We start from the raw sequence: 26,095 nt of genomic DNA, 5'->3' as shown, positions 1-26,095 counted from the left end.
CTAATATAAACAGAATAAATTACATTCTTTCAACAGTATCAATACCTAAAGTATCTAGACCTGTTTTTAAGGTTCTTTGAGTCAGTAGCGCTAATTTCAAACGACTTTGACGCTGTGCTTCTGTGTCTGCGGTTAAAACAGGGCAGTGCTCATAGAAACTAGAGAAAAGACCTGCTAAGTCATATAGATAAGCACACATCACGTGTGGTGTTCCATCACGAGCAACCTGCAAAATAGTTTCTTCAAATTGCATCAAGCGAGTGGCTAAGGCAATTTCACGTGGATCTTCTAGCATTACAGGTGACGTAAGATCAGCTTGTGTCACATCGGCTTTTTTAAAGATAGAAGCAACACGGGTGTAGGCATATTGCATGTATGGCGCAGTATTACCTTCAAAGGCCAACATATTATCCCAATCAAAGATATAATCGGTGGTACGGCTTTTGGATAAATCGGCGTATTTGACGGCACCGATACCAACGACATTGGCGACATTGTTGAGCTCATCTTCTGGCATGTCAGGGTTTTTAGTGCGGATCAAAGCTTGTGCACGCTCGATTGCTTCATCCAGTAAATCAGAAAGACGTACAGTCCCACCAGAGCGGGTTTTAAATGGTTTGCCATCTTTACCTAACATCATCCCAAACATATGATGCTCAAGTGACATGGAATCAGGGATATAGCCAGCTTTACGTACGATGGTCCATGCTTGCATCAGATGTTGATGTTGGCGTGAATCGATATAATACAGTGAGCGATCGGCATGTAGTACTTCATGGCGATATTTTGCACAAGCGATATCTGTCGTGGTGTACAGGAAACCACCATCTTTTTTCTGGACAATCACGCCCATCGGTTCACCTTCTTTGTTTTTAAACTCATCAAGGTAAACGACAGCAGCGCCTTCGCTTTCTACAGCTAAGCCTTTTGCTTTAAGGTCAGCAACAATACCCGGCAACATGCTGTTATACAGACTCTCACCCATCACATCATCTTCAGTCAATGTGACATTTAAGCGACGATAGGTTTCTTGGTTTTGTTGCATGGTGATGTCAACCAATTTACGCCACATTTTGCGGCAATACTCATCACCTGACTGTAACTTAACAACATACCCACGGGCACGTTCAGCAAATGCAGGATCAGCATCATAGTGCTGTTTAGCTTCGCGATAAAATTCTTCGAGATCAGCTAGCGCCATATCACTGGCGTTTTCATTTTGCATTTTTTCAAGGTAAGCGATTAGCATACCAAACTGTGTACCCCAGTCACCAACGTGATTTGCACGGATCACTTTATGACCAAGGTACTCTTGAGTTCGTGCTGCTGCATCACCAATGATGGTGGAACGTAAATGTCCAACATGCATTTGTTTTGCCACATTGGGGGCAGAATAGTCGATCACAATTGTTTCAGGCTTAACAGGTGATAAGCCTAAATGTGGATCGTTAAGTGCGCGTTCAACATGTGTAGTAATCCAAGTTGGCTCAAGAAAGATATTTATGAAGCCAGGGCCTGCAATTTCGGTCTTACTTGCAATCCCTTCAAGATCTAAGTGGTTAACTACTTGCTCGGCCAGTTGTCGGGGGTTGATGCCCATTTTTTTAGCAGCGCCCATAACACCGTTAGCTTGATAATCGCCAAACTGGGCTTTTGCTGATTGACGCACAAGTGCATCACTGCCTTCTGGGGCTCCCGCTGCCTGCATTGCAGCACTGATTTTATCTGAAAGAATAGCCTGAATATTCACCGGATTACCTTAAATAACGAACATAGTTATCGCATTGTGCCATCACATGCGCAGAACTAAAAGAAAGAAGAGAAAATTCGGCTGGTTTTATACCATATTTCGAGGGACTCGTGCTACAGTCTGGCGATTTTATTCAAAAGTAAAAGAGTAATTAAAATGACTGACTTTGCTAATATCGCAGAATTGCACGATTTGTGGCTGGCTTTACCTGAATTTGAACAACAGTTAACGCAAATGGCGCAAGATCTAAAAATTTCCCTAACTGATTTTCAGATTGATCATATGTCTGTGCGTTGTCATCATAGAGAAACCGCAGAACGTTGGCGAACAGGGTTACTGCGTTGTGCACACCTCATGTCAGAAAATGAGATTAATGGTCGTCCAATTTGTTTATTTAGTCTTTTTCAACCACTGAATGTGGTATCCCAAGAGGTGTTTGTGATTGAATTGCCTTTCCCCAAAGGGAAAGTCTATCCAAAAGAAACCTGGGAGCATGTTGAAATGGTGATTGATGTTACCCCAGAACGGCTAGAAAATACCGCGTATGCATTATTACCTCAACCATTACCTCCAGGCTATTCGATAAAAGTCAGTCAGCCAAAAGGCCAGTCAGAAAGGTTGCCTAATCCAACATTAGCAGTGACAAATGGATTAATCACCATCAAATATCATCCATTTACACTAAAACAGATCATTGAAAGTGAAAAATAAGTGATGTAATTAACGTTATTGAGAATAACTCGCAAAAAACTGTTCATGCTGTGATGTTTATCCGATAACGAAAAAGAATTAGTGGCATGATTGCACGAATGTTAACGAATAACATTTTTAACTTAAGTGATTAATTAGCTATTAAAGTAAATACTTTAATCTTACGTTTTGGAGGTGGTTATGGCAAAGCTGGAAATTTGCTGTTTTGGTATCGAATGTGCGCAAGTTGCACAAGAATATGGTGCCGATCGTGTTGAATTGTGCTCTGGTGCCGCTGATGGTGGTTTAACACCAAGTTATGGGTATCTGAAGCTGGCGAAAGAAAAACTGCATATTCCAGTTCATCCAATTATTCGTCCTCGTGGCGGCGACTTTTGCTATGACATGAATGAATTTGAAGTGATCCGTGAAGACCTATTGATGGTGAAAGAAATGGGCTTTCCTGGTGCAGTCATTGGTATATTAGATACAGAAGGGCGTATTGATATTGACCGTATGTATCCATTAATGGAAATCGCAAAAGGCATGCAGATTACTTTTCACCGTGCTTTTGATATGTGTATTAACCCGCTACAGGCATTAGAGCAACTAAAAAATCTAGGTGTCGCACGTATTTTGACGTCAGGGCAACAGCAAAATGCAGAGCTTGGTTTACCATTATTAAAAGAATTGCATGACAAAAGCCGTGAAATAGAGGGGCCAGTAATTATGGCTGGAGCTGGGGTACGCTTGGCTAACTTGAGTAAATTTATGGAGATTGGCCTGACAGAAGTACATAGCTCTGCTGGGAAATCGGTTCCTTCAAGTATGAATTACCGTAAAGTTGGTGTCACCATGGCGTCCAACAGTGAAAATGATGAGTTCACGCATTATTGTGTTGATGGGCCAACAGTTGAAGCGATGAAAGATTTTATTTCGATTACTGAAAAGGCTGTAGTGTAGTTTATTCGAAAATAGATGGAGTATTAATATAGGGTCTCATTCAATTGTTTCGAATAAAAAATTAAAGTAGTAAAAGGATCAGTGACAGGGAATGTCGATTATAACATTACTGAAGTTTAGTTTTTATATTTTTCATAAAACCTCACCTATCACAATAGCTGTTTTAATGTTTACAGCATTGTGGTTTTCGTCTATCACATCTAACAAAAAAATATCTATTTTATTGTTTTTAATTGCATTTTTAACTATTTCTCCTTATGTTATCATTGGTTCCTATTTTTTATTTATGATGATATTAGGAAGTTTATTAAGATGATCAAAGGATGGGATATATACTCGTCATACTTCAAGATGCAGGGTTATTGACTGCGCTATGCTTACCGAGTCACATAGTTCATCTATGCTCCCCGCCTATCTTCGCTTGTCGCCTACCTGCATCTCGAATTATTTAGAGTATATATCGTAAATGAAAGGTTAATTTTTGGCAGATAAAACAGTGTTTGCATAAGGGATCCCATTTTCTAAGATCTCTTTAGCGAGAATGAACATTTCGGGTTCTTCTTGGTCATCATCCTCTATTTCGGTGTCATAATTACCAATTACCGCCAAATTTTTATCATTTTCATTTGTATGTATGTATTTTACGATATTATTATTAAATGGTTCTAAATCGTATATTGCAGAGTTTAATAATGAGGTGAAATAAATATCGTTTCCTTTTTTGTATGCGATTATGCTTACATAACGACCTTCGCCATTATCAACTATCTTGAGTGTATCTGCACTTAATTCGGAATCATAAATTTCTTTTGCTCTATTTATTAGATGTGTTACAACTCGTTTACGAACAGACTCATCATGGATATTCTCTTCTATTACAGCAAGCTTATTTATATTGTTCATGAATTCTTGCCTTTGGCGATTTTGGGCGCTTTTTGCTCCTTCATAGCCATGGTTTTCACAAATTAATGAAGGGAAGCTGCTAGAATTATTTCTATTTCTAATATTTATACTGAGAATATCTATATTATCGCTTATAACAACTTGGCTGACAAAAGGTTGATATCCAATAAATTCACCATTGCTGTTTTTTGCATTAAATTCACCACATATGGTAGCGTCATCAATATTTCTATAAACAGAAATATCTTTATATTGAATAGTGTCTGGTTCTGGATAATGTTCACTAATTGCTTTTTTTACAGCAGTCAAGATTCGATTTTCAGAAGGGGAGCAGGCGAGCAAAGACAATGATATAATGAAACAGTAAAAAATTCGCATAAGAAAAACCAAAAATGAAGAGTTAAAATTAATAATCTAAAATAGATTTTTGAAGGAATATAATTATAACTATTTATATTAGAATAAAGAACATTTGGATATAGAAAATGTTTTTTACTTTGTAAGTATATATGTAAGTGTTTTTGAAAGTATGCTCGAGTTTTATTTAAGCTAGCGATGCTATAAGTACGTCAAGGGAACTTATTATTGAGTTTTTTAATTTATTTTAAAAAGCCTAATGACTGCCAGCAACCATAAAATGTTTGTCAGCAGCCAGAAAGGGGGAACAAGCCCCCTTTTATTTAAGGTTTACGAGCGACTAAGATCGCTCTTAACGGTGCGGGATAGCCTTCAATCGTTTTAGTGGAGTCGTTAGGATCTAAAAACTCAGCTAATGATTCAGTTGTCATCCATTCAGTACGTCGTTGCTCTTCAACTGATGTGAGGGCTTGATCTACAATGCGTACATCAACAAAACCACATTTTTCTAGCCAAACTTTCAGCATTTTTGCCGAAGGAATAAAGTATACATTACGCATTTGTGCGTAGCGCTCACCGGGTACAAGGCATTGGAATTCATCACCTTCAACGACTAAGCTTTCTAATATTAATTCACCTTTACTGGTAAGCTGATTTTTCAATTGCCATAAGTGATCTAATGGCGAACGGCGGTGGTAAAGTACCCCCATTGAAAAGACGGTATCAAAGGCATTTAGTGCGGGTAATTGTTCTATACCTAGAGGAAGTAGGTGAGCACGTTGGTCATCACCAAGCAATTTTCTAACAGCTTCAAATTGGCAAAGGAAAAGCTGTGTTGGATCGATACCAACGACAAATGAAGCACCTTCTCCTAGCATCCGCCACATGTGATAGCCACTACCACATCCAACATCGAGTACCATACGACCTTGTAATGGGGAAATATGAGGTAACACACGTTCCCATTTCCAGTCGGAACGCCATTCGGTATCAATATTGACCCCATAAAGGGAAAAAGGGCCTTTACGCCAAGGTTTTAGTTGTTCAAGAATATTATTTAAACGACGTGTTTCGCCAGCAGATAACTCAGGATCACGCGTTGCGGTGACACTATGCTTTAAATCTAAAACAGTTGGCGTCATCACGGGTAAATTATCAAGCATCTTCTCCCATGATTTGAATCCGCCATGTAAGTTATGATTTTTCCACTCAGTGATTTGAGACGGTAGGGTATCTAACCAATGGCTTAAGGGCCCCGTCGCAATGTGCTGATAGAAGCGTCCAAAATCAATCATTATGAGGCTCCTTTTAAGGCTAATAATGAGCCAAAATTGAAGCATTGAAACCAAACTTCACAATGGGTAAAGCCTGCTTGTTGTAAGCGTGATTTATGTGTTTCAACGGAGTCGGTTAACATCACATTTTCTAGCATGCTACGTTTTTGACTAATTTCTAATTCGCTATAGCCATTAGCACGTTTAAAATCATGATGCATATTGAATAATAATTCACCAATTTGTTGGTCTTCAAAATTAAACTTCTCTGATAACACTAAAATCCCGCCAGGTTTCAAACCTTGGTAGATTTTATTTAAGAGTCGTTGGCGATCATCAGGATTGAGGAATTGTAATGTAAAATTGAGTACTACCATTGAGGCATTTTCAATATCAACATCGCGAATATCACCTTCAATAACATTGACAGGAGTCGCAGCTTTATAAGCATCAATATGACGACGGCAGCGTTCAACCATAGCGGGTGAATTATCAACAGCAATAATTTGACAGTGTTGAGCGTTAATATTACGGCGCATCGACAATGTTGCAGCACCTAACGAGCAACCCAGATCATAGATATTGCTGCCTTCTGTTACAAAGCGGCTCGCTAGCATCCCAATCATGGTAATAATATTTGAATACCCCGGTACGGAACGTTGGATCATATCGGGGAAGACTTCAGCAACTTTTTCATCAAATTGCCAATCACCTAAATTAGCAATTGGGGCGCTAAACAGGCTATCTTTATTGTTGGATTCCTGACTTGACATAAGATCTGTATATGTAAAACGAAAAGTAGTCGCAGATTGTAGCAGAAAAGGCGGATAAGCTGAAAATCAATTGCTCAAAAGTACCATAAAAGTTTTACGACGCTGAGTTAAGCGTCGTATATACCCGTGATACTTTAACTCATTGGGCTTTTTGTTCAGGTGCGGTGACTACATTCAGCGAGTTGAGTCTTAGAACTTAACTATGCATAACGTCGCATAACGTCACTGTGCTGCACCTCTATCTTTTTTTACCGGTATTTCGAATTATTTACAGTATTAATAATAAAAATTAAAGATTGAACGAGAAGATTTGTATCCAAGGTAAGTAGTAAATATTGGCCATAACCATCAATGTGATCGCAATATAGGTTGCTGCCATGCCTGAACGTCGATAAGAGATATCATGGTTTTTGAGCCCATATGAATGTAGTACTCGTCCCGCAATCAAGATCAACCCACATAGATGGATCATCCAAACTTGCGCGCCATTCATTTCCATAAAAAGCAATAAAATTAAAGCAATAGGAATGTATTCAATGGCATTGCCATGAACACGTATTGCGGTTTGTAGCTCATAGAAACCACCATCACCATACGAAACGCGGTATTGGTTCCTCAGCTTAACCACATTTAATGACAACTTAATAAGTAGCAAAGCGCCCAGTACAGCATATAAAGAGCTGACCATTTATTCACTCCATTGCTTAACCAAAATGACTCACTAATTGATTAATACTGTGTATTATATTAATAGATATTAGTAAAATTTACTAATGGTAAAACGATTAGTCACTTTCTTTCAAACTGAAATCCAGTAAAGTTTAAGTGTATATAATATCTATTTAATTAATGAGGCCATCTTGTTGTAATTGCGAAACGATGATTGCCGCTGTGGCTGAGCATAAGGGAAGATCATGACTATCAAGCCACGCTAACTCAGCGATTTCTGCGGCAGGTATTGGGGAACCATCATAATCTGCGAAATAACAACGTATGCGCACTTGTGTTCCATCTTGCTTGCCATCAGCAAGCCCAATGAATTCACCATAAAAGCGAATTGAATCGAGATGTAATGTTAGGGTGAGCTCTTCGTCAAGTTCACGGCATAAGGCTTGTTCATCAGTTTCATTAAGCTCTCGTTTTCCGCCGGGGATATAAAACAAGGTTTTATTATGAGAACGAACCATTGCGACTTTTCGGTCACGTAGAGTAATTAGGCCTAATTTATCAATAATTTTGCTGTTCATAAAAATATTCATTATATGTGTAGATGATGATGCATTTTTAATGCGTAAAATCTTATGATCTAACCATAATAAAAACAATGGATTATTGATTAAACTCTCGTTAGCAGATGAAATATGTACCTGCTAACGAGATAGTATAAGGTGACATGACATTATTGAGTTTTATTGATGATCTCAACTAGCTCATAACGGATGCTTGGAGCATCAGCGGGTGGATTTGCGATATCAAATTGTTTTACTTTCAAGGTATATTGATAGCCAGGTTGATAGTCAAACCCTTGGATTGAACCATAAAAATATTCCCAATCTGCATTAGGATCTTGTTTGACTTTCATGCATTTCATGGGGGCAACACCAACACAGTCAGCGAGTGTTGAATCGATATAAAACGTTTTTGTATTATCGGCTGGTTTCACAGTTTGGCAACCTACAAGTAGAAGAAACAATGAAGAAACGAATAAGCCTTTTTTCATAAAATGACCTTTATAGTGATAGTCTAAATTAGTGTAATCATAGCAAAGGATAGGCAGTAATGATTCCGAAATAGATGTGTTATGAATGTTCCCTCTATATATAAAGAGCAAAATGATCCTTTGTTTAGCTTTTATTGATGTTTTTAATAGACAGTTTGTTGTTTTTTTCTGCGCCTAAAGCGTTAGTCATGAAATAAACCCTAATGACAATATGTACATAAGCGGCAGAGTCACTTAAAATCACCTTTAGTTATAAATTCTGTCTATACCAAGGTGCAGTGCTCGTTACGTTTTTCGGCTATCTTTTAATCGATTTTAAAATGATTAAAAACAAAAATATTAGGTTTTGCCCCCTAATACGTCACTGTTTGTGCAACAGAATTTCCTGTATAATGTCTGCCTTTTTGACATTCTGATGTTCAGCAAAATGCCAAATTTCCGCAGCAAGCAAATGCACAACAAGCTGAGTAAAAAGGATATTGTATGCGTACTAACTATTGTGGGCAGTTAAACATTGCTCATGAAGGCCAAAAGGTCACTCTTTGTGGATGGGTAAACCGTCGTCGTGATTTAGGTGGTTTAATTTTTATCGATATGCGCGACCGTGAAGGTATTGTGCAAGTATTTTTCGACCCAGAGCGTAAAGACCTGTTTGAAAAAGCCTCCGAATTGCGTAATGAATTCTGTATCCAGATCACAGGTACTGTGCGTGCTCGCCCTGATAACCAAAAAAATAAAGATATGGCGACAGGCGAAATTGAAATTTTTGCTGAAGAACTTGATGTCTTTAATAAATCAGAGCCATTACCTCTTGATAGCAATCAAACCAATACCGAAGAGCGTCGTTTAAAGTATCGTTATCTTGACCTGCGTCGTCCTGAAATGTCAGAGCGTCTACGCACACGTGCAAAAATTACTAGTTTTGTCCGTAACTTTATGGATAACGAAGGCTTTGTTGATGTTGAAACGCCAATGTTAACCAAAGCAACGCCTGAAGGTGCACGTGACTATTTGGTGCCAAGTCGCGTTCATAAAGGGAAGTTTTATGCTTTGCCACAGTCACCACAGCTATTTAAACAATTGCTGATGATGTCTGGTTTCGATCGTTATTACCAAATTGTAAAATGTTTCCGTGATGAAGACTTGCGCGCAGATCGTCAACCTGAATTTACTCAAATCGACGTTGAAACATCATTTATGACGGCTGAGCAAGTCCGTGAAATCATGGAGCGTATGATCCGTCAATTATGGCAGGAAGTGAAAGGTGTCGATTTAGGCGACTTCCCAATCATGACGTTTGCTGAAGCAATGCGTCGTTATGGTTCGGATAAGCCCGATCTACGTAACCCGATGGAGTTAGTAGATGTGGCGGATATCGTTAAAGATGTCGAATTTGCTGTCTTTGCAGGACCTGCTAACGATCCTAAAGGCCGTGTTGCTGCGCTAAAAGTACCCGGCGGTGCTGCAATGACGCGTAAACAAATTGATGAGTATGGTCAATTTGTTGGCATTTATGGTGCGAAAGGTTTGGCGTGGATGAAGGTTAATGAACGCGCGAAAGGTTTGGAAGGTATCCAAAGTCCAGTCGCTAAATTCTTAACTGAAGATGTGATCAATCAGCTTCTAGAGAGAACGGGTGCAGTCGATGGTGATATTATACTGTTCGGCGCGGGCGCTAAAAATGTTGTCACTGATTCAATGGGAGCCTTGCGTTTAAAAGTCGGTCGTGATTTCGAACTGACTAATTTGAATAGCTGGCAGCCATTATGGGTGATTGACTTCCCTATGTTTGAAGACGATGGTGAGGGCGGTTTAACAGCAATGCATCATCCATTTACTTCTCCGCGTGATTATTCACCGGAAGACTTGGCGCAGAAACCAGAAGATGCAGTTGCTAATGCCTATGATATGGTTATCAATGGTTATGAAGTGGGTGGTGGCTCAGTACGTATTCACCGTAGCGAAATGCAACAAACGGTGTTTAATATTCTAGGAATTAATGAAGAAGAGCAACGTGAGAAATTTGGCTTCTTGCTCGATGCATTAAAATATGGCACACCGCCACATGCAGGTTTGGCATTTGGTCTTGACCGTTTAGTGATGTTGTTAACCGGTACTGATAACATCCGTGATGTTATTGCGTTCCCTAAAACAACAGCAGCGGCTTGCTTAATGACTAATGCACCTAGCCATGCAAACCCTGACGCACTGACAGAATTAGCTATTTCAGTCGTTGCTAAAGATGTAGAAGCTTAAAATTAATTGATGATGAAAAGTTTCAAACGACCTGAATCGGTCTTAGTGATTATCACCGCTAAATCGAGTGGTAATGTGCTTATGTTAAGACGTAAAGATGATCCTGACTTTTGGCAATCGGTGACAGGAAGTTTAGATCATAACGAAGGGACGTTTGAAACTGCTGTGCGAGAAGTGAGTGAAGAAACAGGGTTTCTCTTAGAGCAAGGTCAATTATGCGATCTTGATCGTGAGGTAACGTTTGAAATATTTGCACACTTTAGACATCGCTATGCCCCCGATGTCACTCATTGTAAAGAGCATTGGTTTAAAATGGTGCTTAGCGAAGAGCAGGCACCAATCTTGACGGAACATACAGAATTTTGTTGGGTGCCACCTCAAGAGGCGGCAGAGCTCACCAAGTCTTGGAGTAACCGTCAAGCTATCTTAGAATTTGCTGTTTAATTTTTATTGACGTTTTTGGAGATATTTCATGGCAGGTCATAGTAAATGGGCCAATACCAAACACCGTAAAGCGGCACAAGACGCTAAACGCGGTAAGATATTCACTAAAATTATCCGTGAGCTGGTCACAGCTGCGCGTTTAGGTGGCGGTGATCCTGCTACTAACCCGCGTTTACGCGCTGCTGTGGATAAGGCGTTATCGAACAACATGACTCGTGACACACTAAACCGCGCGATTGCACGTGGTGTGGGTAACGATGATAACGATAATATGGAAACTATCATTTATGAAGGCTATGGCCCAGGCGGCACCGCGGTTATGGTTGAATGCCTGAGTGATAACCGCAACCGTACCGTTTCAGAAGTCCGTCATGCTTTTACAAAAACGGGTGGTAACTTAGGTACTGATGGTTCAGTTTCTTATCTGTTCACCAAACGTGGTGTGATCACTTACGCACCGGGCGTTGATGAAGATGCATTGATGGAAGCCGCGTTAGATGCGGGCGCTGACGATGTTGAAACGTATGATGATGGTGCAATTGATGTGTATACAACGCCAGAAACGTTCGGCGAAGTAAAAGACGCACTTGATGCAGCGGGTTTCACCAGTGAAGGCGCAGAAGTTTCTATGATCCCATCAACTAAAGCGGAATTAGATGTTGAAACAGCACCTAAACTGCTGCGATTGATTGATATGTTGGAAGATTCTGACGACGTACAAGAAGTCTACCACAACGGTGATATCTCTGATGAAGTTGCTGAACAACTTTAATCAGTGAGCACTTGCGTAGAGAAAGCTGGATGGTTATCACAACAGCCCGCTTTCTCTAACGCCTCTTTCCCTTATCTTCCATCCTGTTAAATATTCTGTTTACAGAATACACCTCACTACTGCCATGCTGGAATAGACTATTGTGGCATCTAAAAGATACAGATAAGATGATATTAAAAGTAATAAAGGATATTAATAGGCTTTGATATGGCGATTATTTTAGGTATAGATCCCGGTTCTCGAATAACTGGGTATGGTGTGATCCGCCAACAAGGCAGGCAACTTTTGTATTTGGGAAGTGGTTGTATTCGTACACAAGTTGATGATTTACCAAGCCGTCTGCAACGTATTTATGCGGGAGTCTCGGAAATTATCACGCAATATCAACCAGATGTTTTGGCGATCGAGCAGGTATTTATGGCTAAAAATGCCGATTCAGCATTAAAGCTTGGTCAAGCACGAGGCGTGGCAATTGTGGCTGGTGTGAACCAAAACGTGGCGGTATTTGAATACGCGGCACGACAAGTTAAACAAACCGTAGTAGGTACTGGTGCAGCAGAAAAAAGCCAAGTACAGCATATGGTTAAATCTATCTTGAAACTGTCAGCTAACCCACAAGCCGACGCAGCAGACGCCCTTGCAATCGCGATTACACATTGTCACTTCAATCAGAATCTATTACGTGTTGGTGATCCGCGTTTAGTTTTAACTCGTGGCCGACTGAGATAGTGATTGATTTCTACCGCACATAATTTGTTTGCTCACAGTCTGGCTGGATATGCATCCAGCCTTTTTTATGGTATAAACAGCGCTATCAAAAAAATAAATAGAGGGCTTCATTGTGATTGGTCGTTTACGTGGCATTGTATTAGAAAAGCAACCTCCCATTGTTCTGCTAGAGTTACAAGGTGTTGGTTATGAAGTTCATATGCCAATGACCTGTTTTTATGAATTACCCGAAATTGGCCAAGAAGCGATCATTTTTACCCACTTTGTCGTGCGCGAAGATGCTCAATTACTGTATGGATTTAATGACAAACAAGAACGCGCGTTGTTTAAAGAACTGATTAAAGTTAATGGCGTTGGTCCCAAATTGGCGCTAGCTATCTTATCAGGGATGTCAGCACAGCAATTTGTCTCTGCAATTGAAAAAGAAGCCATTTCATCATTGGTTAAACTACCGGGTATTGGTAAGAAAACAGCAGAGCGTTTAGTTGTTGAAATGAAAGACCGTTTTAAAGGTCTAAATGGTGATCTATTTAATCAAAACACCGATATCACTTTACCTGATGTGAATAGCAAAGCGCCAAGCAGCGCAGATATTGAAGCTGAAGCGGCAACCGCACTGGTCGCATTAGGTTATAAGCCACAAGAAGCAAGCCGTATGGTCAGTAAAGTGGCGAAACCTGACAGTGATTGTGAAACATTGATCCGTGATGCATTGCGTGCAGCACTTTAATTGAGAGAATTGAACGATGATTGAAGCTGATCGCCTAATTTCTGCTGAAGTGATCCATGAAGAAGAAGAAGCCATTGATCGCGCGATCCGCCCGAAATTACTGCAAGAGTATATTGGGCAACCGCAAGTTAAAGAGCAAATGGAAATCTTTATTCAGGCGGCCAAATTACGCGGTGACGCGCTTGATCATCTGTTAATTTTTGGTCCTCCTGGTTTAGGCAAAACCACTTTGGCAGGCATTGTCGCTAACGAAATGGGGGTTAACTTACGTACAACCTCAGGTCCAGTGCTTGAAAAGGCCGGTGATTTAGCCGCAATGCTGACTAACTTAGAGCCTCACGACGTTTTATTTATTGATGAAATTCACCGATTATCGCCAGTGGTTGAAGAGATCTTATATCCAGCCATGGAAGATTACCAACTCGATATCATGATAGGTGAAGGGCCGGCAGCGCGTTCGATTAAAATTGATTTACCGCCATTTACTTTGATTGGCGCGACTACACGTGCGGGGTCTTTAACATCGCCACTACGTGACCGATTTGGGATTGTGCAACGCCTTGAGTTCTATAACGTTGATGATTTACAGCATATTGTGAAACGTAGTGCCCAATATATGGGGCTAGAAATTAGTGAAGAGGGGGCTCGTCAGGTAGCAATGCGCTCACGCGGCACTCCACGTATTACTAACCGCTTATTACGTCGAGTACGTGATTTCGCGCAAGTCAAAGGTGATGGTTCAATTGACGAATTAATTGCTAATCAAGCACTGGATATGTTGAACGTCGATGCCGCTGGTTTCGATTATTTAGATAGAAAATTATTAGTAGCGATCATTGATAAATTTATGGGTGGACCTGTTGGTGTTGATAACCTTGCGGCGGCAATTGGTGAGGAACGGGAAACGATTGAAGATGTATTAGAACCTTTTTTGATCCAACAAGGTTTTATTCAGCGGACACCTCGTGGTCGAATGGCAACCGCGCATGCCTATTTACACTTTGGCTTAACGCCAAAAGAAATTTAGCATCTATGAATGATTTTTATTGGGGGGAAGATGCTGATAGCTATCGGCATCGTTTGGTGGTTATCAGCTGACCTAATAGCATCAATCTATTGAAGATCAGCTGATACACATTTAATTTTTTGCTTTTGCTAATAAACTTAAAACAAATAATATCGCAGCTGTTAGTACTACTGATGGGCCAGCAGGTGTATCGTAGAACGCAGAGAATGTCAGTCCTCCTGTCACCGATAACATACCAATTAATATCGCAACAAATGCCATTTGTTCAGGCGTTCTAGCAAAACGACGCGCTGTTGCCGCAGGTATAATCAATAAAGAAGTAATAATTAATGCTCCAACGAACTTCATTGCGATGCCAATGGTTAACGCTGTGACTAACATTAATAATAAACGGAGTCGTTGAATATTCACACCATCAACAAACGCCAGCTCTTGATTCACCGTCATGGACAGTAGTGCTCGCCAACGCCATAAAAGTAACCCACACACCACAACTACCCCAATAAAAATAGTGATAATGTCATCGTAAGTCACTGAAAGCAGGTCACCAAACAAATAAGCCATTAAATCAACACGTACATTAGCCATTAAGCTAACAACCACTAAGCCAAGTGACAGCGCACTGTGCGCCATAATGCCAAGTAAGGTATCAACAGCGAGCTGAGGTCGACGCTCTAACCATACTAATATCAACGACAGTAGTAGAGTTACACCAATCACAGCATAAAAGGGGTTGATATTCAGTAAAAGTCCGAAAGCAACCCCCAACAAGGAGGCATGGGCGAGAGTGTCGCCAAAATAGGACATACGACGCCATACAACAAATGATCCTAAAGGACCTGCTGCGATAGCTAAGAGTACCCCTGCAATCCAACCGGGCAATAGCAACTCAATCATGGTTACATTCCTTACTGTGGGTATGAGCTGTTACCACATTACCGTCTAAATCATGCTGATGATTATGATGATGACGATATACCCCAAGTTGAGATGCACCTCGATAGCCGAACATTGCAACGAATTCAGGATGATTAGAGACAACATCAGGGGTACCCGAGCAGCAAATATGACCATTAATACACAGCACTTTATCTGTTTTTGCCATCACTAAGTGCAGATCGTGCGAGACCATCAGTACTGCGCAGCCAAGCTCGGTACGCAATTGATTGATTAAATCATAGAGTGCGACTTGACCATTAACATCGACACCTTGCGCTGGCTCATCAAGAACCAACAGATCAGGTTTATTCAGTAAAGCACGAGCGAGTAATACACGCTGTGTTTCGCCACCAGATAATTTTTGCATCGGTTGATCGAGTAAATGGGTTGCATTAACGCGTTCAAGGGCAGGAGCCAACTGTTCTGAGCGAACATTTGGTTTTAGCATTAAAAATCGTTTTACAGTCAATGGCAGTGTGGCATCTAAATGTAATTTTTGTGGTACATAGCCAATTGATAGCGCTGAAGCACGTTCAATCGTACCTGAAGTTGGCGCTAATAAGCCAAGAACAACTCGCACAATTGTCGATTTCCCCGCACCGTTAGGGCCTAAAAGTGTCACGATATCGCCTTTATTTAGTGTAAAGCTGACATTTTTAAGAACCCGTTTCTCACCAAAGGAAACAGATATTTTATTTAAATTCAGTAATGGTTGCATGTGAAAAACATCTTGCAGAAATCATGTTGTGTTATATTATAACATTTCAAAATTAAAATCACGGAAAAAGACGTCTATGATACATAAATCTCAATCTAATGCCCGACAATTTATTTTAGGGCTGGCCGCAGCATCGGTGCTGAGCACAACGATGGTGACAGCGGCAAAAGCCGATGTGGTAACCTCTATCCGCCCACTGGCGTTTATTGCGGCGGGTATCGCAGATGGTGTTACGGATACACAAGTATTATTACCGGATGGTGCATCACCCCATGATTATGCGCTGAAACCTTCTGATTTGAAAAAAATTAAACAAGCGGACTTATTTGTATGGGTTGGTCCTGATATGGAAATGTTTTTAGATAAGCCTCTCAAAACGTTACCACAGAAGAAACGTCTAGCGCTTGCACAACAGGCGAATATCGTTCCATTATTAATGAAAGGGGATGATGAAGACGAACATAGCCATGATCATGCTGATGAAGCTAATCATGATACGGATCACGAACATCATCATCATGGTGAGTATAATATGCACATTTGGTTGTCTCCAGAGATAGCCAAACAAGCCGCGTTAGGTATTCACGATCGTTTAGTAGAGCTTTATCCTGAACAAAAAGATAAGCTGGACGTAAACCTTCGTAAATTCAATGAAAAAATGACGCAAAACGATGAGAATATTGTTAATATTTTAGAACCAGCCAAAAACAAGGGCTATTTTGTTTTTCACGATGCTTATGGCTACTTTGAAAAACACTATCGGTTGGCTCCATTGGGGCATTTTACGATAAACCCGGAAATTCAGCCTGGTGCACAGAAATTACATAATATACGAACTCAATTGGTTGAGCACAAAGCACAATGTGTTTTTGCTGAACCCCAATTCAGGCCAGCCGTCATAGAAAGCGTAGCGAAAAATACGGGAGTCAAAATGGGAACTCTCGACCCGCTTGGTAGCGGGCTGGAAATAGGCCCAGATAGCTATATGCAGTTCTTAACACAACTGTCGAAGCAATACGCGAGCTGCCTGAATTAAACAAGAAGGAATTGTTTAGTGCAGCAAATGGCTAAAGGGCTTGCACAGGTATACGGTAGCCTGTCCAAGTCTCATAGGATCATGTTAGGAACATTAACAGTCGCAACACTGGCCGTCGCAATTTGGCGGCCAACACACCTACCGACATCGAGCTCCGATACCGAAAACACTGTAGATACAGTGATCCCTTTGTCCTTTGCGCCTTTAACGGATGCAACTGACGATATTATTCAAGATAGCAGTGATCAACTGCCTGACGAAGGTGTGGTTGATGATAGCGATGGTGCCGAAGGAACGGATAGCGCTATTATCCCTCATGAATATGTCGTTGCTAGTGGTGATAATCTGTCCAGTATTTTAACCCAGTTTGGGATAGAGTCAGGTGATGTCGCAACACTGGCAAATCAACATAAAGCGCTGCGCAATTTAAAAATTGGTCAAACGTTAAATTGGAGTTTAACCGACCAAGGCGAACTTGAATCATTAACGTGGGAAGTTTCTCGCCGAGAAACGCGAATTTATACGCGGGTTGGTAGCACGAATAAATTCGAAGAAACGAAAGAAATTCGTGAAGGCGAATGGCAAAACAGTATATTGCCGGGTGTGATCAACGGCAGTTTCGCACAAAGTGCAAGCCAAGCAGGCTTAACGCGTAATGAAGGCCGTGAAGTGATTAAAGCACTACAATGGCAAATTGATTTTCGTAAGTTGAAAAAGGGCGATAAGTTTACCGTTTTAATGAGCCGTGAAATTCTTAATGGTCGTAATGAACAGAGCCAACTCGTTGGTGTACGTTTGAATAGTGGTGGGAAAGACTACTACGCATTTCGTGCAGAAGATGGTAAATATTACGATAGTGAAGGGAATGGTTTAGAGCGTGGTTTCTTGCGTAATCCTACAGCAAAACAATTTCGAGTGTCATCGCAGTTTAACCCTCGCCGCGTTAACCCTGTTACAGGGCGCGTTGCACCGCATAAAGGGGTTGATTTTGCTATGCCAGTAGGTACGCCTGTACTAGCGGTAGGTGATGGTGAGGTTATTGTTTCTAAATACAGTGGCGCAGCAGGTAACTTTATTGCTATTCGTCATGGTCGCCAATATACCACACGCTATATGCACTTACGTCAATTGTTAGTAAAACCAGGGCAAAAAGTGAAACGTGGTGATCGTATTGCGCTTTCTGGTAATACAGGTCGTTCAACGGGACCTCACTTGCACTTTGAAGTGTGGATTAACCAACAAGCAGTGAATCCATTAACCGCAAAATTACCTAGCTCAGGTGGTTTAACGGGTAAAGAACGCAAAGAATATTTGGCGATGGTGAAAGAAACTAAGCCTCAATTAAAAATGAAATAATCTCTTCACGATGGGCAGATATATTGTATCTGCCCAATTCCTTTGTAATACTTTCACTTATTATCATTTTAAGCTATAAAAGAGCGCGAATTGTTCTTTTAGGTACACTATGAATAAAGATAAAGACACCGATAGTAAATTAGGCTACGTGCCAACCTTTCATAAATCCTATTTACATCCAAAATATTGGGGTGTTTGGATGGGAGCTGGCGTGTTTGCAGCATTAGCTTATGTACCCGTTAAAGTTCGTGACCCTTTATTAGCAAAAGTAGGCAAGTGGGTTGGTCGACTAGCCAAAAGTGCCCGTCGACGCGCTAAAATAAATTTATTGTACTGTTTTCCTCAACTAACAGAGCAAGAGCGGGAACAATTAACCGATAAAATGTTTGAAACTGCGCCTCAGTCATTTGTCATGCTTGCTGAGCTTTGTGTTCGTGGTGCCAATAAAACATTAGCGAGAACGTTTTGGCATAATGAAGAAATCATTGAATCATTAAAGCAACAAGGTAGTAATGTGATTTTTATGGTGCCTCATGGCTGGGCTGTTGATGCACCTGCAATGTTACTTGCTGCTAAAGGTTATAAGATGGCGGCGATGTTTCATCATCAAAAAAACCCTGTTGCAGACTATTTATGGAATAAAGCACGTTACCATTTTGGTGGGCGCTTACATTCACGAGAAGCAGGTATAAAACCCTTTATTGCCTCTGTACGGCAAGGTTATTGGGGTTTTTATTTACCTGATCAAGATCATGGTGAAGAAAATAGTGAATTTGTCGATTTCTTTGCGACTTATAAGGCGACTTTACCCGCGGTTGGTCGTTTGATGAAAGTCTGTAAGGCTAAAATTGTTCCATTATTTCCTGTCTATGATCACCATACACATCAATTACATATCTATATTCGTCAGCCAATGGATGATATTGACGGCCAAGATGATGCTTATATTGCAAGGCGAATGAATGAGGAGCTTGAATATCTCGTCGCGCCAAACCCAGAGCAATATACATGGATACTTAAATTACTAAAAACACGTAAGGGTGATGAGATAGAACCCTATCAGCGTGATGATTTATATCGCTAATGTTAATAACGCAGTATATTTGTGAGGCATCTGATGGCATTTGACAGAATGGATTGGCATTACGGTGGCGATTATCCAGAGGGGCTACCTAATGAAAATGGTGGAACACATATAGGGTTCTACTTGGCATGGTTGATTCAAAATGATCTTATTGGTGAATTTCATCTTGAAGAGTCTATTGATGAATTGACCGCTGTTCGTGAACGTAAAATGGACGGACGTACATTTTTAATCGCTATGTGCGATGAGAAATTTACCGATGAGGACGTCAATGATGAGGGATTAGAATTTACTGAATTCTATTATCAGGCAGAAGAGAACGGCTTTTTTGATGATTATGAGCGCATTTTAGCACAAGGTTTACCAACGGTATATCATGTTGAAAATACTTGGGAAAACTACGATAAAATAGCACCAGTGATGACTGCTGCTTTTCATAATTGGAAAAAAGAACAACAAAATTAGCCTAATCTACAGTTTCTATAGATTTCATCTCATTGTTAAAATCAGGGTAATAGCCTCCATAAATGGTGCTGTTACCCTAAGTCATTTACATAAATTCATTAATTATCACTCTAATTAAGGGGGAAGTCGTGCTTCGCTTATTTTCCTTTTATTCGGGGTGATTTCGAATCAATAAATGCTTTGATCAAATCAGGGAAGCTGCTTTTAATCGCAAGTTAGTATTAACTTATTAATTGATACTAGTTGTATGTTCAGAATATAACAATGAAATAATAAAACTGTGATATAAATATCAAGGGAGTTTGACTCTCCCTTGATATTTCTTTAATAGATGGTTTTATTCAACTTCTAAAATACGGCAAGTATTGGTGCTGCCGATAGTTCCCATTAAATCACCTTGGGTTACAAGAACTAAATCACCACTCATTAAGTAACCATTGTCACGCAGACGAGTGACTGCTTCATTTGCCGCTGCAATGCCATCGGTGTGTGTGCTACAGAACACAGGTGTAACACCACGATATAGGGAAGATTGGTTCAGTGTTTTTTCGTGACGAGACATTGCGAAAATTGGTAAACCTGAACTAATGCGTGACATCATGCGTGCGGTACGGCCAGATTCGGTCATCGCAATAATGGCTTTTACCCCTTTAAGGTGGTTAGCTGCGTACATGGTTGACATGGCGATAGCTTCTTCAGGGCTGCTGAATTCGGCATCTAAACGATGTTTAGAGACATTCAACCCAGGCATTTTTTCTGCACCAAGGCACACTTGAGCCATTGCTGCTACGGTTTCAGCGGGATATTGGCCTGCTGCTGTTTCAGCAGAAAGCATCACTGCATCGGTACCATCAAGAACGGCGTTAGCCACGTCCATGACTTCTGCACGCGTTGGCATCGGATTCGTGATCATGGATTCCATCATTTGTGTCGCGGTGATCACGACACGGTTGAGCTGACGGGAACGGCGGATAAGTTTTTTCTGTACCGCAACCAATTCAGGATCACCAATTTCCACACCTAAATCACCACGAGCAACCATCACGACATCAGAAGCAAGGATCACTTCATCCATGATTTCATCATTGGCAACGGCTTCTGCACGCTCAACTTTGGCAACAATTTGGCATTCACAGCCTGCATCGCGCGCTAAACGGCGTGCATAATTTAAATCTTCGCCTGAGCGAGGAAAAGAGACAGCAAGGTAATCAACACCAATTTTTGCAGCAGTAATAATATCGGCTTTGTCTTTATCGGTTAATGCTTCAGCGGATAAGCCACCACCCAGTTTATTAATGCCTTTATTGTTTGACAGTTGGCCGCCGACAGTAACTTCAGTGAAGACTTGTAACCCTTGGACTTCGCGGACTTTGAGCTGTACGCGACCGTCATCAAGTAACAAAATATCCCCTGGGACGACATCAGCGGGCAGACCTTTGTAGTCAATGCCGACTTTTTGTTGGTCGCCTTCACCTTTACCTAGCGTGGCGTCTAAAGTGAATTTATCACCCACATTGAGGAACACTTTGCCATCTTTAAATGTAGAAACACGAATTTTAGGGCCTTGTAAATCGCCGAGGATCGCCACATGGCGACCTAAACGAGCAGCGATTTCACGCACGTTATTAGCGCGGAGGATGTGGTCTTCTGGAGTTCCGTGAGAGAAGTTAAGGCGTACAACGTTGGCGCCGGCGTTAATAATTTTTTCAAGATTATTATCACGATCGGTAGCTGGACCTAGGGTAGTAACAATTTTAGTTCTTCTAAGCCGTCTAGTCATGTATTACTCCGTTGACCTGTAATGGTGTTATTTTATTGGGTTAAATCTTTTCATACTTCAAGTGGCATGCTTTTGAAGGTTACTTGACCATGTTACTGGTGTTAATTAGGGCCTTGCTATCATGCAACTTGAACTATACTCGTCATACTTCAAGGTAGCGCTTTACGTTGAAGTATGGTGACTACGTTCGTTCTCACCAATGGCAGAGTATTCTATGCTTTTGGTGAATCATTCACTTTTTGTCTAGTCGCACCATGAAATATTTAAAGTACTTTTTGCGTAATTTCGCGACTTTTTCTCAATAAGTTATGATGCTGACACGTGCACAGCTATTATATACTGCTAATTAGTTAATGCTATCGGGTCTGCAAAACTATTATACCCAGCATACTTCAAGTTGCAGTGTTGTTGACGATATGCATTGGTGCTGGCCACCCACTTAGGTAGGCTTCCAGCGACTTAATCGTTTGTCGTCTAGCTGCACCATGAATGATTGAGCGTATTTAAAAGAAGCTCTTTTTGCTACATACTATCAAACCGCGAATCACGTAATGCTTCTTTGACCCGTTTCAAGTTATCTCTAAATTTTTCGCCTCTTCTTAATGTAAAGCCTGTTGTTAGTACATCAATGACAGTTAATTGCGCTAACCTAGACACCATTGGCATATATATATCGGTATCTTCAGGGACATCAATGATGATCGACAAGGTGGCTTCTTGAGATAATGGAGAATTTTCGGAGGTAATTGCAATAACAGTGGCATCGTTATCACGAGCTAGGCGAGCCATTTCAACTAATGCTTTGGTTCTTCCTGTATGTGAGATCAACACAATGACATCTCCTTCACTGCTGTTAATGCAGCTCATACGTTGCATAACAATATCATCAAAGTAAATGACAGGAATATTAAAGCGAAAAAATTTATTCATTGCATCATGTGCAACCGCAGCAGAAGCGCCAAAGCCAAAAAAGCTAATTTTTCGCGCTTGTGTGAGTAAATCAACGGCACGGTTAACTGCGGTGATATCTAAACTGTGTTTAACATTGTCTAGACCTGCCATCGCAGACTCGAAAATTTTGTGGGTATAGGTATTAACTGTATCGTTTTCTTCTACGTTACGGTTTACATAGGGTGTGCCGTTAGCGAGATTTTGCGCTAAACGTAACTTAAAATCGGGAAACCCTTTGGTATCCATTTTGCGACAAAAACGATTTACTGTTGGCTCACTGACATCAGCTAATTGAGCAAGGGTTGCTATGCTGAGGTGGATAGCTTGTTGTGGCATTCCAAGGATCACTTCGGCAACTTTCTTTTCGGATTTACTCAAAAAATCGAGGCTGTTTTTCATTTGTTCTAAAATATTCATGTCACGAAAGCGCCTATTTGATCAAAAGGAGAAATTTTTCCGCCATAAAGATATTGTGTGTTTATTGATATCGTGGTTACAGCAGTAGTAAAAAAGGCAATATACTATGAGTTATGGCTAACCTATCTGAATGATAGGTGTTTGTGATGTAGATTTTTGCGAAACTATGAGCTGTATCTAATTTTCATACCCGTAATTTCAGTTGCTGTTTTGTTATTTTATTACAAGTGCTGTCACCATTCAGTCATGATAAGGTTATTGACTTTTGGTGCTTTTTTCACCATAAAAACTGTGATCGGTATCATCAATATTTACTGAATACCTTCAAAAGGGTACATTAGCGGAACATCTGGCTAATTTTGTAACAAAATTACAATAAATTCCGCAAATTGAGGAGAACCAATATGGCGGTACATAACGCTGCTCAAGCCTGTGATTTGATTATTTTTGGCACCAAAGGGGATCTTGCACGTCGTAAATTGCTTCCATCTCTGTATCAATTAGAGAAAGCAGGCTATATCCATCCAGAAACACGCATCATTGGGGTGGGGCGTGCGCAGTGGAGCCAGAGCGATTATGTTGAGTTTGTTGAAAAAGCATTCCACGAATTTTTAAAAGAAGATCTTGACCCTGAACTTTGGGAGAGACTAAGTTCACGTTTAGATTTTTGCAATCTCGATGTCAATCAAACTGAGAATTTTGACAGCTTAGCACAAATGCTTAAGCAAGACTGTCATCCCGCTATTCACTATTTCGCTATGCCTCCAAGTACATTTGGTGCTGTCTGTCATGGTCTTGGCCATGCAGGGTTGAATAAACAACCAAACCGTGTGGTTATGGAAAAACCATTAGGGACAGATTTAGCCTCTTCGCAAGAAATTAACAATGAAGTGGCGAAATATTTCGATGAAAGCCAAGTCTATCGAATTGACCACTACCTTGGTAAAGAAACGGTTCTGAACTTATTAGCATTGCGTTTTGCTAACTCGCTATTTATCAATAACTGGGATAATCGAACTATCGATCATGTTCAAATTACCGTTGCTGAGGAAGTCGGTATTGAAGGGCGTTGGGGCTATTTTGATCAGGCAGGTCAAATGCGCGATATGGTCCAAAACCACCTATTACAAATTTTAACCATGATTGCGATGTCGCCACCGGCAGATTTAACCACTGACCGTATTCGTGATGAGAAAGTAAAAGTTTTACGTTCACTGCGTCGTATTGACCATACTAATGTCAGAGAAAAAGCGGTGCGTGGTCAGTATACCGCAGGCTTTGTACAAGGTAATAAAGTGCCTGGCTACCTAGAAGAAGAAGGTGCCAATAAGAAAAGTATGACGGAAACTTTTGTGGCACTGCGCGTTGATATCGACGATTGGCGCTGGGCAGGGGTTCCTTTCTATTTACGTACCGGTAAGCGTTTACCTGCAAAATGCTCAGAAGTCGTGGTTTATTTCAAAAAACCCGCGTTGAATATTTTCTCTGAAAGTTATCAAGAGCTGCCTCAGAACAAACTCACTATTCGCTTACAGCCGGATGAAGGTATCGATATCGAGATCATGAATAAAGCGCCAGGTCTTGATCATAAACACCGTTTGCAAACGACTAAACTGGACTTAAGTTTCTCTGAAACGTTCAACCAAACTCATTTAGCAGATGCTTATGAGCGTTTATTACTTGAAGCAATGAGAGGTATTCAAGCGCTGTTTGTACGTCGTGATGAGGTTGAAGAGGCTTGGAAATTTGTAGATTCCATTATGGATGCATGGGCAATGGATAACGAGGCACCAAAACCGTATCAAGCAGGTACTTGGGGCCCAATAGCCTCTGTGGCGATGATCACCCGTGATGGTCGTTCGTGGAATGAGTTTGAATAAACCTACCAGTATATAAGCTAAAAAACCAGCCGTCGAGCTGGTTTTTTATTGTAAAATCAATAGATTTAGTGAACATAATTATAATGGATAATGATTATGTTCTAAATGGCCATTGTAAGACTACAGCACCAATTCACTGCGTCCTGTTGCAGCCATATGGATGATTGCTTGTTCAATACGTAGACAAGCCATTTTTGCTGCATCAGGTACAGATAACCCAGCTAGCAGTTGTGCAGTTAATTCCGCACCAAATAAATCCCCTGTACCTTTAGGTGTGACAGGGTAACGTTTATGGCGAATAACGGCAATATCATGCTGAGTAACACAAACCACATCAATACTATCATCATCAGGCTGAAATGCGCTGGTGATGATCACCCACTGAGTATGGCCTTTTAATAAACTGCGGGCTGCTTTCGTCGCATCATCTAAAGTTTGTATCTCTTGACCACTAAGCATTGATAACTCAAATTTATTTGGAATGATCCCCGTTGCGAGTGGAATGACTTCATCTCGATAGACTTCGGCAATTTCAGGAGGGATGTAGAAGCCACTATCTTCATCACCCATAACAGGGTCGACGATCACCGGGAGAGATGGATGACTTTGACGTATAGTGGTGAGCCACTGTGCTAGATCATGCGCTTTATTTTTAGAACCTAAATAACCCGTTAAAATTGCGCGTACACTATCCATGCAACCACGTTCGACTAAGCCATTTAAATAGCCGCGAAACCACTCTGAAGGTAATTCACCACCATGACAAGTTGTGTAATGGGGCGTATTGCTTAAGATGACAGTAGGTACAGCAGCAACGCGTAAACCTTGTTTCATTAAAGCAGGGACGGCAATACTATTGCCTACACTACCGTAGATAACTTGTGATTGTATTGATATCACGTCGTAAGGAAGTGGAGTTGCATTTACATCATTTTGAAAACTGTTTGAAGTGAGGTTAAAGGTATCCATTGCTCTCTCTTTGGGAATGCTTATTTATCTGCCTACACTCTATAAGATGCTTGTTCGTATTTTAAGTCAATAAGAAACCTTGTTAGGAAGTCTGTAATAAAATAAAACAAGG

At 40.7% G+C, this 26,095-nt stretch carries 25 protein-coding genes; 13 read left to right on the top strand and 12 right to left on the bottom strand.

Translation table 11 applies throughout. The annotated features are described in order from the left end of the window. Positions 1-19: 19 nt before the first annotated feature. Positions 20-1,750 carry an arginine--tRNA ligase gene (gene argS / locus SC428_RS02555; protein ID WP_283125798.1) on the bottom strand — a complete coding sequence of 577 codons (1,731 nt, stop codon included), beginning with the start codon at positions 1,748-1,750 and terminating at the stop codon, positions 20-22. Between the two features lie 156 nt (positions 1,751-1,906). Between argS and SC428_RS02550 the strand changes: the two genes are divergently transcribed. Then, entirely contained in the window at positions 1,907-2,461 is a 555-nt protein-coding gene (locus SC428_RS02550; RefSeq protein WP_140179280.1) for a VOC family protein, read from the top strand. A gap of 180 nt (positions 2,462-2,641) precedes the next feature. Further along, the gene (gene cutC / locus SC428_RS02545; protein WP_070929629.1) at positions 2,642-3,403 is read left to right on the top strand and encodes a copper homeostasis protein CutC; all 762 of its coding nucleotides are present in this window, start codon (positions 2,642-2,644) and stop codon (positions 3,401-3,403) included. 474 nt (positions 3,404-3,877) lie between these two features. Here the strand turns inward: cutC and SC428_RS02540 are convergent, their stop codons facing one another. The 6 genes from SC428_RS02540 to SC428_RS02515 all read right to left on the bottom strand — a co-directional run bounded on the left by SC428_RS02540 (position 3,878) and on the right by SC428_RS02515 (position 8,430). Next, positions 3,878-4,615 (bottom strand): hypothetical protein, encoded by a 738-nt coding sequence (locus tag SC428_RS02540; RefSeq protein ID WP_233445656.1) that lies wholly within the window; start codon positions 4,613-4,615, stop codon positions 3,878-3,880. A 371-nt stretch (positions 4,616-4,986) separates the two neighbouring features. Continuing rightward, complete coding sequence (cmoB, locus tag SC428_RS02535; protein WP_318705765.1) at positions 4,987-5,958, bottom strand: tRNA 5-methoxyuridine(34)/uridine 5-oxyacetic acid(34) synthase CmoB; 972 nt, start codon at positions 5,956-5,958, stop codon at positions 4,987-4,989. Beyond that, a complete protein-coding gene (cmoA, locus tag SC428_RS02530) occupies positions 5,958-6,710 on the bottom strand; it encodes a carboxy-S-adenosyl-L-methionine synthase CmoA (RefSeq protein ID WP_070929626.1) in 753 nt (250 codons plus the stop codon). Before cmoA ends, cmoB begins: the two co-directional genes overlap by 1 nt. Positions 6,711-6,999: 289 nt before the next feature. Then, positions 7,000-7,398 carry an MAPEG family protein gene (locus tag SC428_RS02525; RefSeq protein ID WP_140179291.1) on the bottom strand — a complete coding sequence of 133 codons (399 nt, stop codon included), beginning with the start codon at positions 7,396-7,398 and terminating at the stop codon, positions 7,000-7,002. Between the two features lie 154 nt (positions 7,399-7,552). Then, the gene (locus SC428_RS02520) at positions 7,553-7,957 is read right to left on the bottom strand and encodes an NUDIX domain-containing protein (RefSeq protein WP_318705764.1); all 405 of its coding nucleotides are present in this window, start codon (positions 7,955-7,957) and stop codon (positions 7,553-7,555) included. Positions 7,958-8,109: 152 nt separating this feature from the next. Further along, complete coding sequence (locus SC428_RS02515) at positions 8,110-8,430, bottom strand: DUF4377 domain-containing protein (RefSeq protein ID WP_070929623.1); 321 nt, start codon at positions 8,428-8,430, stop codon at positions 8,110-8,112. Between the two features lie 483 nt (positions 8,431-8,913). Here SC428_RS02515 and aspS point away from each other — a divergent pair, with 483 nt between their 5' ends. The 6 genes from aspS to ruvB all read left to right on the top strand — a co-directional run bounded on the left by aspS (position 8,914) and on the right by ruvB (position 14,388). After that, the gene (gene aspS / locus SC428_RS02510; protein ID WP_070929622.1) at positions 8,914-10,686 is read left to right on the top strand and encodes an aspartate--tRNA ligase; all 1,773 of its coding nucleotides are present in this window, start codon (positions 8,914-8,916) and stop codon (positions 10,684-10,686) included. 12 nt (positions 10,687-10,698) lie between these two features. Then, positions 10,699-11,130, top strand: coding sequence for a dihydroneopterin triphosphate diphosphatase (gene nudB, locus SC428_RS02505; RefSeq protein ID WP_070929778.1), 432 nt, complete (start codon positions 10,699-10,701; stop codon positions 11,128-11,130). A 28-nt stretch (positions 11,131-11,158) separates the two neighbouring features. After that, on the top strand, positions 11,159-11,902 hold the full coding sequence (locus SC428_RS02500) for a YebC/PmpR family DNA-binding transcriptional regulator (protein ID WP_070929621.1): 744 nt from the start codon (positions 11,159-11,161) through the stop codon (positions 11,900-11,902). A 207-nt stretch (positions 11,903-12,109) separates the two neighbouring features. Beyond that, complete coding sequence (gene ruvC, locus SC428_RS02495) at positions 12,110-12,631, top strand: crossover junction endodeoxyribonuclease RuvC (RefSeq protein ID WP_140179296.1); 522 nt, start codon at positions 12,110-12,112, stop codon at positions 12,629-12,631. A 112-nt stretch (positions 12,632-12,743) separates the two neighbouring features. After that, complete coding sequence (gene ruvA / locus SC428_RS02490) at positions 12,744-13,361, top strand: Holliday junction branch migration protein RuvA (protein WP_070929619.1); 618 nt, start codon at positions 12,744-12,746, stop codon at positions 13,359-13,361. Positions 13,362-13,377: 16 nt separating this feature from the next. Then, positions 13,378-14,388 carry a Holliday junction branch migration DNA helicase RuvB gene (gene ruvB, locus SC428_RS02485; RefSeq protein WP_140179298.1) on the top strand — a complete coding sequence of 337 codons (1,011 nt, stop codon included), beginning with the start codon at positions 13,378-13,380 and terminating at the stop codon, positions 14,386-14,388. Between the two features lie 111 nt (positions 14,389-14,499). On the opposite strand, the gene znuB is transcribed toward ruvB, so the two are convergent. Further along, on the bottom strand, positions 14,500-15,285 hold the full coding sequence (znuB, locus tag SC428_RS02480; RefSeq protein WP_070929617.1) for a zinc ABC transporter permease subunit ZnuB: 786 nt from the start codon (positions 15,283-15,285) through the stop codon (positions 14,500-14,502). Next, complete coding sequence (znuC, locus tag SC428_RS02475) at positions 15,278-16,045, bottom strand: zinc ABC transporter ATP-binding protein ZnuC (RefSeq protein ID WP_272579772.1); 768 nt, start codon at positions 16,043-16,045, stop codon at positions 15,278-15,280. The genes znuB and znuC overlap by 8 nt, the downstream gene beginning before the upstream one ends. Positions 16,046-16,121: 76 nt before the next feature. Between znuC and znuA the strand changes: the two genes are divergently transcribed. From znuA to SC428_RS02455, 4 genes are all read left to right on the top strand, one after another. Next, a complete protein-coding gene (gene znuA / locus SC428_RS02470; RefSeq protein ID WP_140186195.1) occupies positions 16,122-17,081 on the top strand; it encodes a zinc ABC transporter substrate-binding protein ZnuA in 960 nt (319 codons plus the stop codon). 18 nt (positions 17,082-17,099) lie between these two features. Then, positions 17,100-18,437, top strand: a complete 1,338-nt coding sequence (gene mepM / locus SC428_RS02465) for a murein DD-endopeptidase MepM (RefSeq protein ID WP_070929614.1) — start codon at positions 17,100-17,102, stop codon at positions 18,435-18,437. A 109-nt stretch (positions 18,438-18,546) separates the two neighbouring features. Further along, the gene (gene lpxM / locus SC428_RS02460; protein ID WP_070929613.1) at positions 18,547-19,521 is read left to right on the top strand and encodes a lauroyl-Kdo(2)-lipid IV(A) myristoyltransferase; all 975 of its coding nucleotides are present in this window, start codon (positions 18,547-18,549) and stop codon (positions 19,519-19,521) included. Positions 19,522-19,554: 33 nt separating this feature from the next. Next, positions 19,555-19,986, top strand: coding sequence for a hypothetical protein (locus SC428_RS02455; RefSeq protein ID WP_283125792.1), 432 nt, complete (start codon positions 19,555-19,557; stop codon positions 19,984-19,986). Between the two features lie 337 nt (positions 19,987-20,323). Here the strand turns inward: SC428_RS02455 and pyk are convergent, their stop codons facing one another. Continuing rightward, on the bottom strand, positions 20,324-21,766 hold the full coding sequence (pyk, locus tag SC428_RS02450) for a pyruvate kinase (RefSeq protein ID WP_070929611.1): 1,443 nt from the start codon (positions 21,764-21,766) through the stop codon (positions 20,324-20,326). Between the two features lie 522 nt (positions 21,767-22,288). Then, positions 22,289-23,134, bottom strand: coding sequence for a MurR/RpiR family transcriptional regulator (locus tag SC428_RS02445; protein ID WP_070929610.1), 846 nt, complete (start codon positions 23,132-23,134; stop codon positions 22,289-22,291). Positions 23,135-23,538: 404 nt separating this feature from the next. Here SC428_RS02445 and zwf point away from each other — a divergent pair, with 404 nt between their 5' ends. Continuing rightward, positions 23,539-25,014: a glucose-6-phosphate dehydrogenase gene (gene zwf, locus SC428_RS02440; protein ID WP_140179306.1), complete on the top strand. Its 1,476-nt coding sequence runs from the start codon at positions 23,539-23,541 to the stop codon at positions 25,012-25,014. A gap of 120 nt (positions 25,015-25,134) precedes the next feature. On the opposite strand, the gene pdxK is transcribed toward zwf, so the two are convergent. Next, a complete protein-coding gene (gene pdxK / locus SC428_RS02435; RefSeq protein ID WP_283125791.1) occupies positions 25,135-25,983 on the bottom strand; it encodes a pyridoxine/pyridoxal/pyridoxamine kinase in 849 nt (282 codons plus the stop codon). Positions 25,984-26,095: the final 112 nt, after the last annotated feature.

This window comes from Providencia sp. 2023EL-00965, from assembly GCF_033550225.1.
In the GTDB taxonomy this organism is placed as follows: domain Bacteria; phylum Pseudomonadota; class Gammaproteobacteria; order Enterobacterales; family Enterobacteriaceae; genus Providencia; species Providencia manganoxydans.
Note: the sequence above shows the minus strand (reverse complement) of the source record. Positions and strands in the feature narration are given on the sequence as shown.

Bases quoted from the DNA above. Each gene is read 5' to 3' on its own strand.
- SC428_RS02550 (WP_140179280.1), top strand. From the start codon at position 1,907: ATGACTGACTTTGCTAATATCGCAGAATTGCACGATTTGTGGCTGGCT.
- cutC (WP_070929629.1), top strand. From the start codon at position 2,642: ATGGCAAAGCTGGAAATTTGCTGTTTTGGTATCGAATGTGCGCAAGTT.
- cmoB (WP_318705765.1), bottom strand. From the start codon at position 5,958: ATGATTGATTTTGGACGCTTCTATCAGCACATTGCGACGGGGCCCTTA.
- cmoA (WP_070929626.1), bottom strand. From the start codon at position 6,710: ATGTCAAGTCAGGAATCCAACAATAAAGATAGCCTGTTTAGCGCCCCA.
- SC428_RS02525 (WP_140179291.1), bottom strand. From the start codon at position 7,398: ATGGTCAGCTCTTTATATGCTGTACTGGGCGCTTTGCTACTTATTAAG.
- SC428_RS02520 (WP_318705764.1), bottom strand. From the start codon at position 7,957: ATGAACAGCAAAATTATTGATAAATTAGGCCTAATTACTCTACGTGAC.
- SC428_RS02515 (WP_070929623.1), bottom strand. From the start codon at position 8,430: ATGAAAAAAGGCTTATTCGTTTCTTCATTGTTTCTTCTACTTGTAGGT.
- aspS (WP_070929622.1), top strand. From the start codon at position 8,914: ATGCGTACTAACTATTGTGGGCAGTTAAACATTGCTCATGAAGGCCAA.
- nudB (WP_070929778.1), top strand. From the start codon at position 10,699: ATGAAAAGTTTCAAACGACCTGAATCGGTCTTAGTGATTATCACCGCT.
- SC428_RS02500 (WP_070929621.1), top strand. From the start codon at position 11,159: ATGGCAGGTCATAGTAAATGGGCCAATACCAAACACCGTAAAGCGGCA.
- ruvC (WP_140179296.1), top strand. From the start codon at position 12,110: ATGGCGATTATTTTAGGTATAGATCCCGGTTCTCGAATAACTGGGTAT.
- ruvB (WP_140179298.1), top strand. From the start codon at position 13,378: ATGATTGAAGCTGATCGCCTAATTTCTGCTGAAGTGATCCATGAAGAA.
- znuB (WP_070929617.1), bottom strand. From the start codon at position 15,285: ATGATTGAGTTGCTATTGCCCGGTTGGATTGCAGGGGTACTCTTAGCT.
- znuC (WP_272579772.1), bottom strand. From the start codon at position 16,045: ATGCAACCATTACTGAATTTAAATAAAATATCTGTTTCCTTTGGTGAG.
- znuA (WP_140186195.1), top strand. From the start codon at position 16,122: ATGATACATAAATCTCAATCTAATGCCCGACAATTTATTTTAGGGCTG.
- lpxM (WP_070929613.1), top strand. From the start codon at position 18,547: ATGAATAAAGATAAAGACACCGATAGTAAATTAGGCTACGTGCCAACC.
- SC428_RS02455 (WP_283125792.1), top strand. From the start codon at position 19,555: ATGGCATTTGACAGAATGGATTGGCATTACGGTGGCGATTATCCAGAG.
- pyk (WP_070929611.1), bottom strand. From the start codon at position 21,766: ATGACTAGACGGCTTAGAAGAACTAAAATTGTTACTACCCTAGGTCCA.
- SC428_RS02445 (WP_070929610.1), bottom strand. From the start codon at position 23,134: ATGAATATTTTAGAACAAATGAAAAACAGCCTCGATTTTTTGAGTAAA.
- zwf (WP_140179306.1), top strand. From the start codon at position 23,539: ATGGCGGTACATAACGCTGCTCAAGCCTGTGATTTGATTATTTTTGGC.
- pdxK (WP_283125791.1), bottom strand. From the start codon at position 25,983: ATGGATACCTTTAACCTCACTTCAAACAGTTTTCAAAATGATGTAAAT.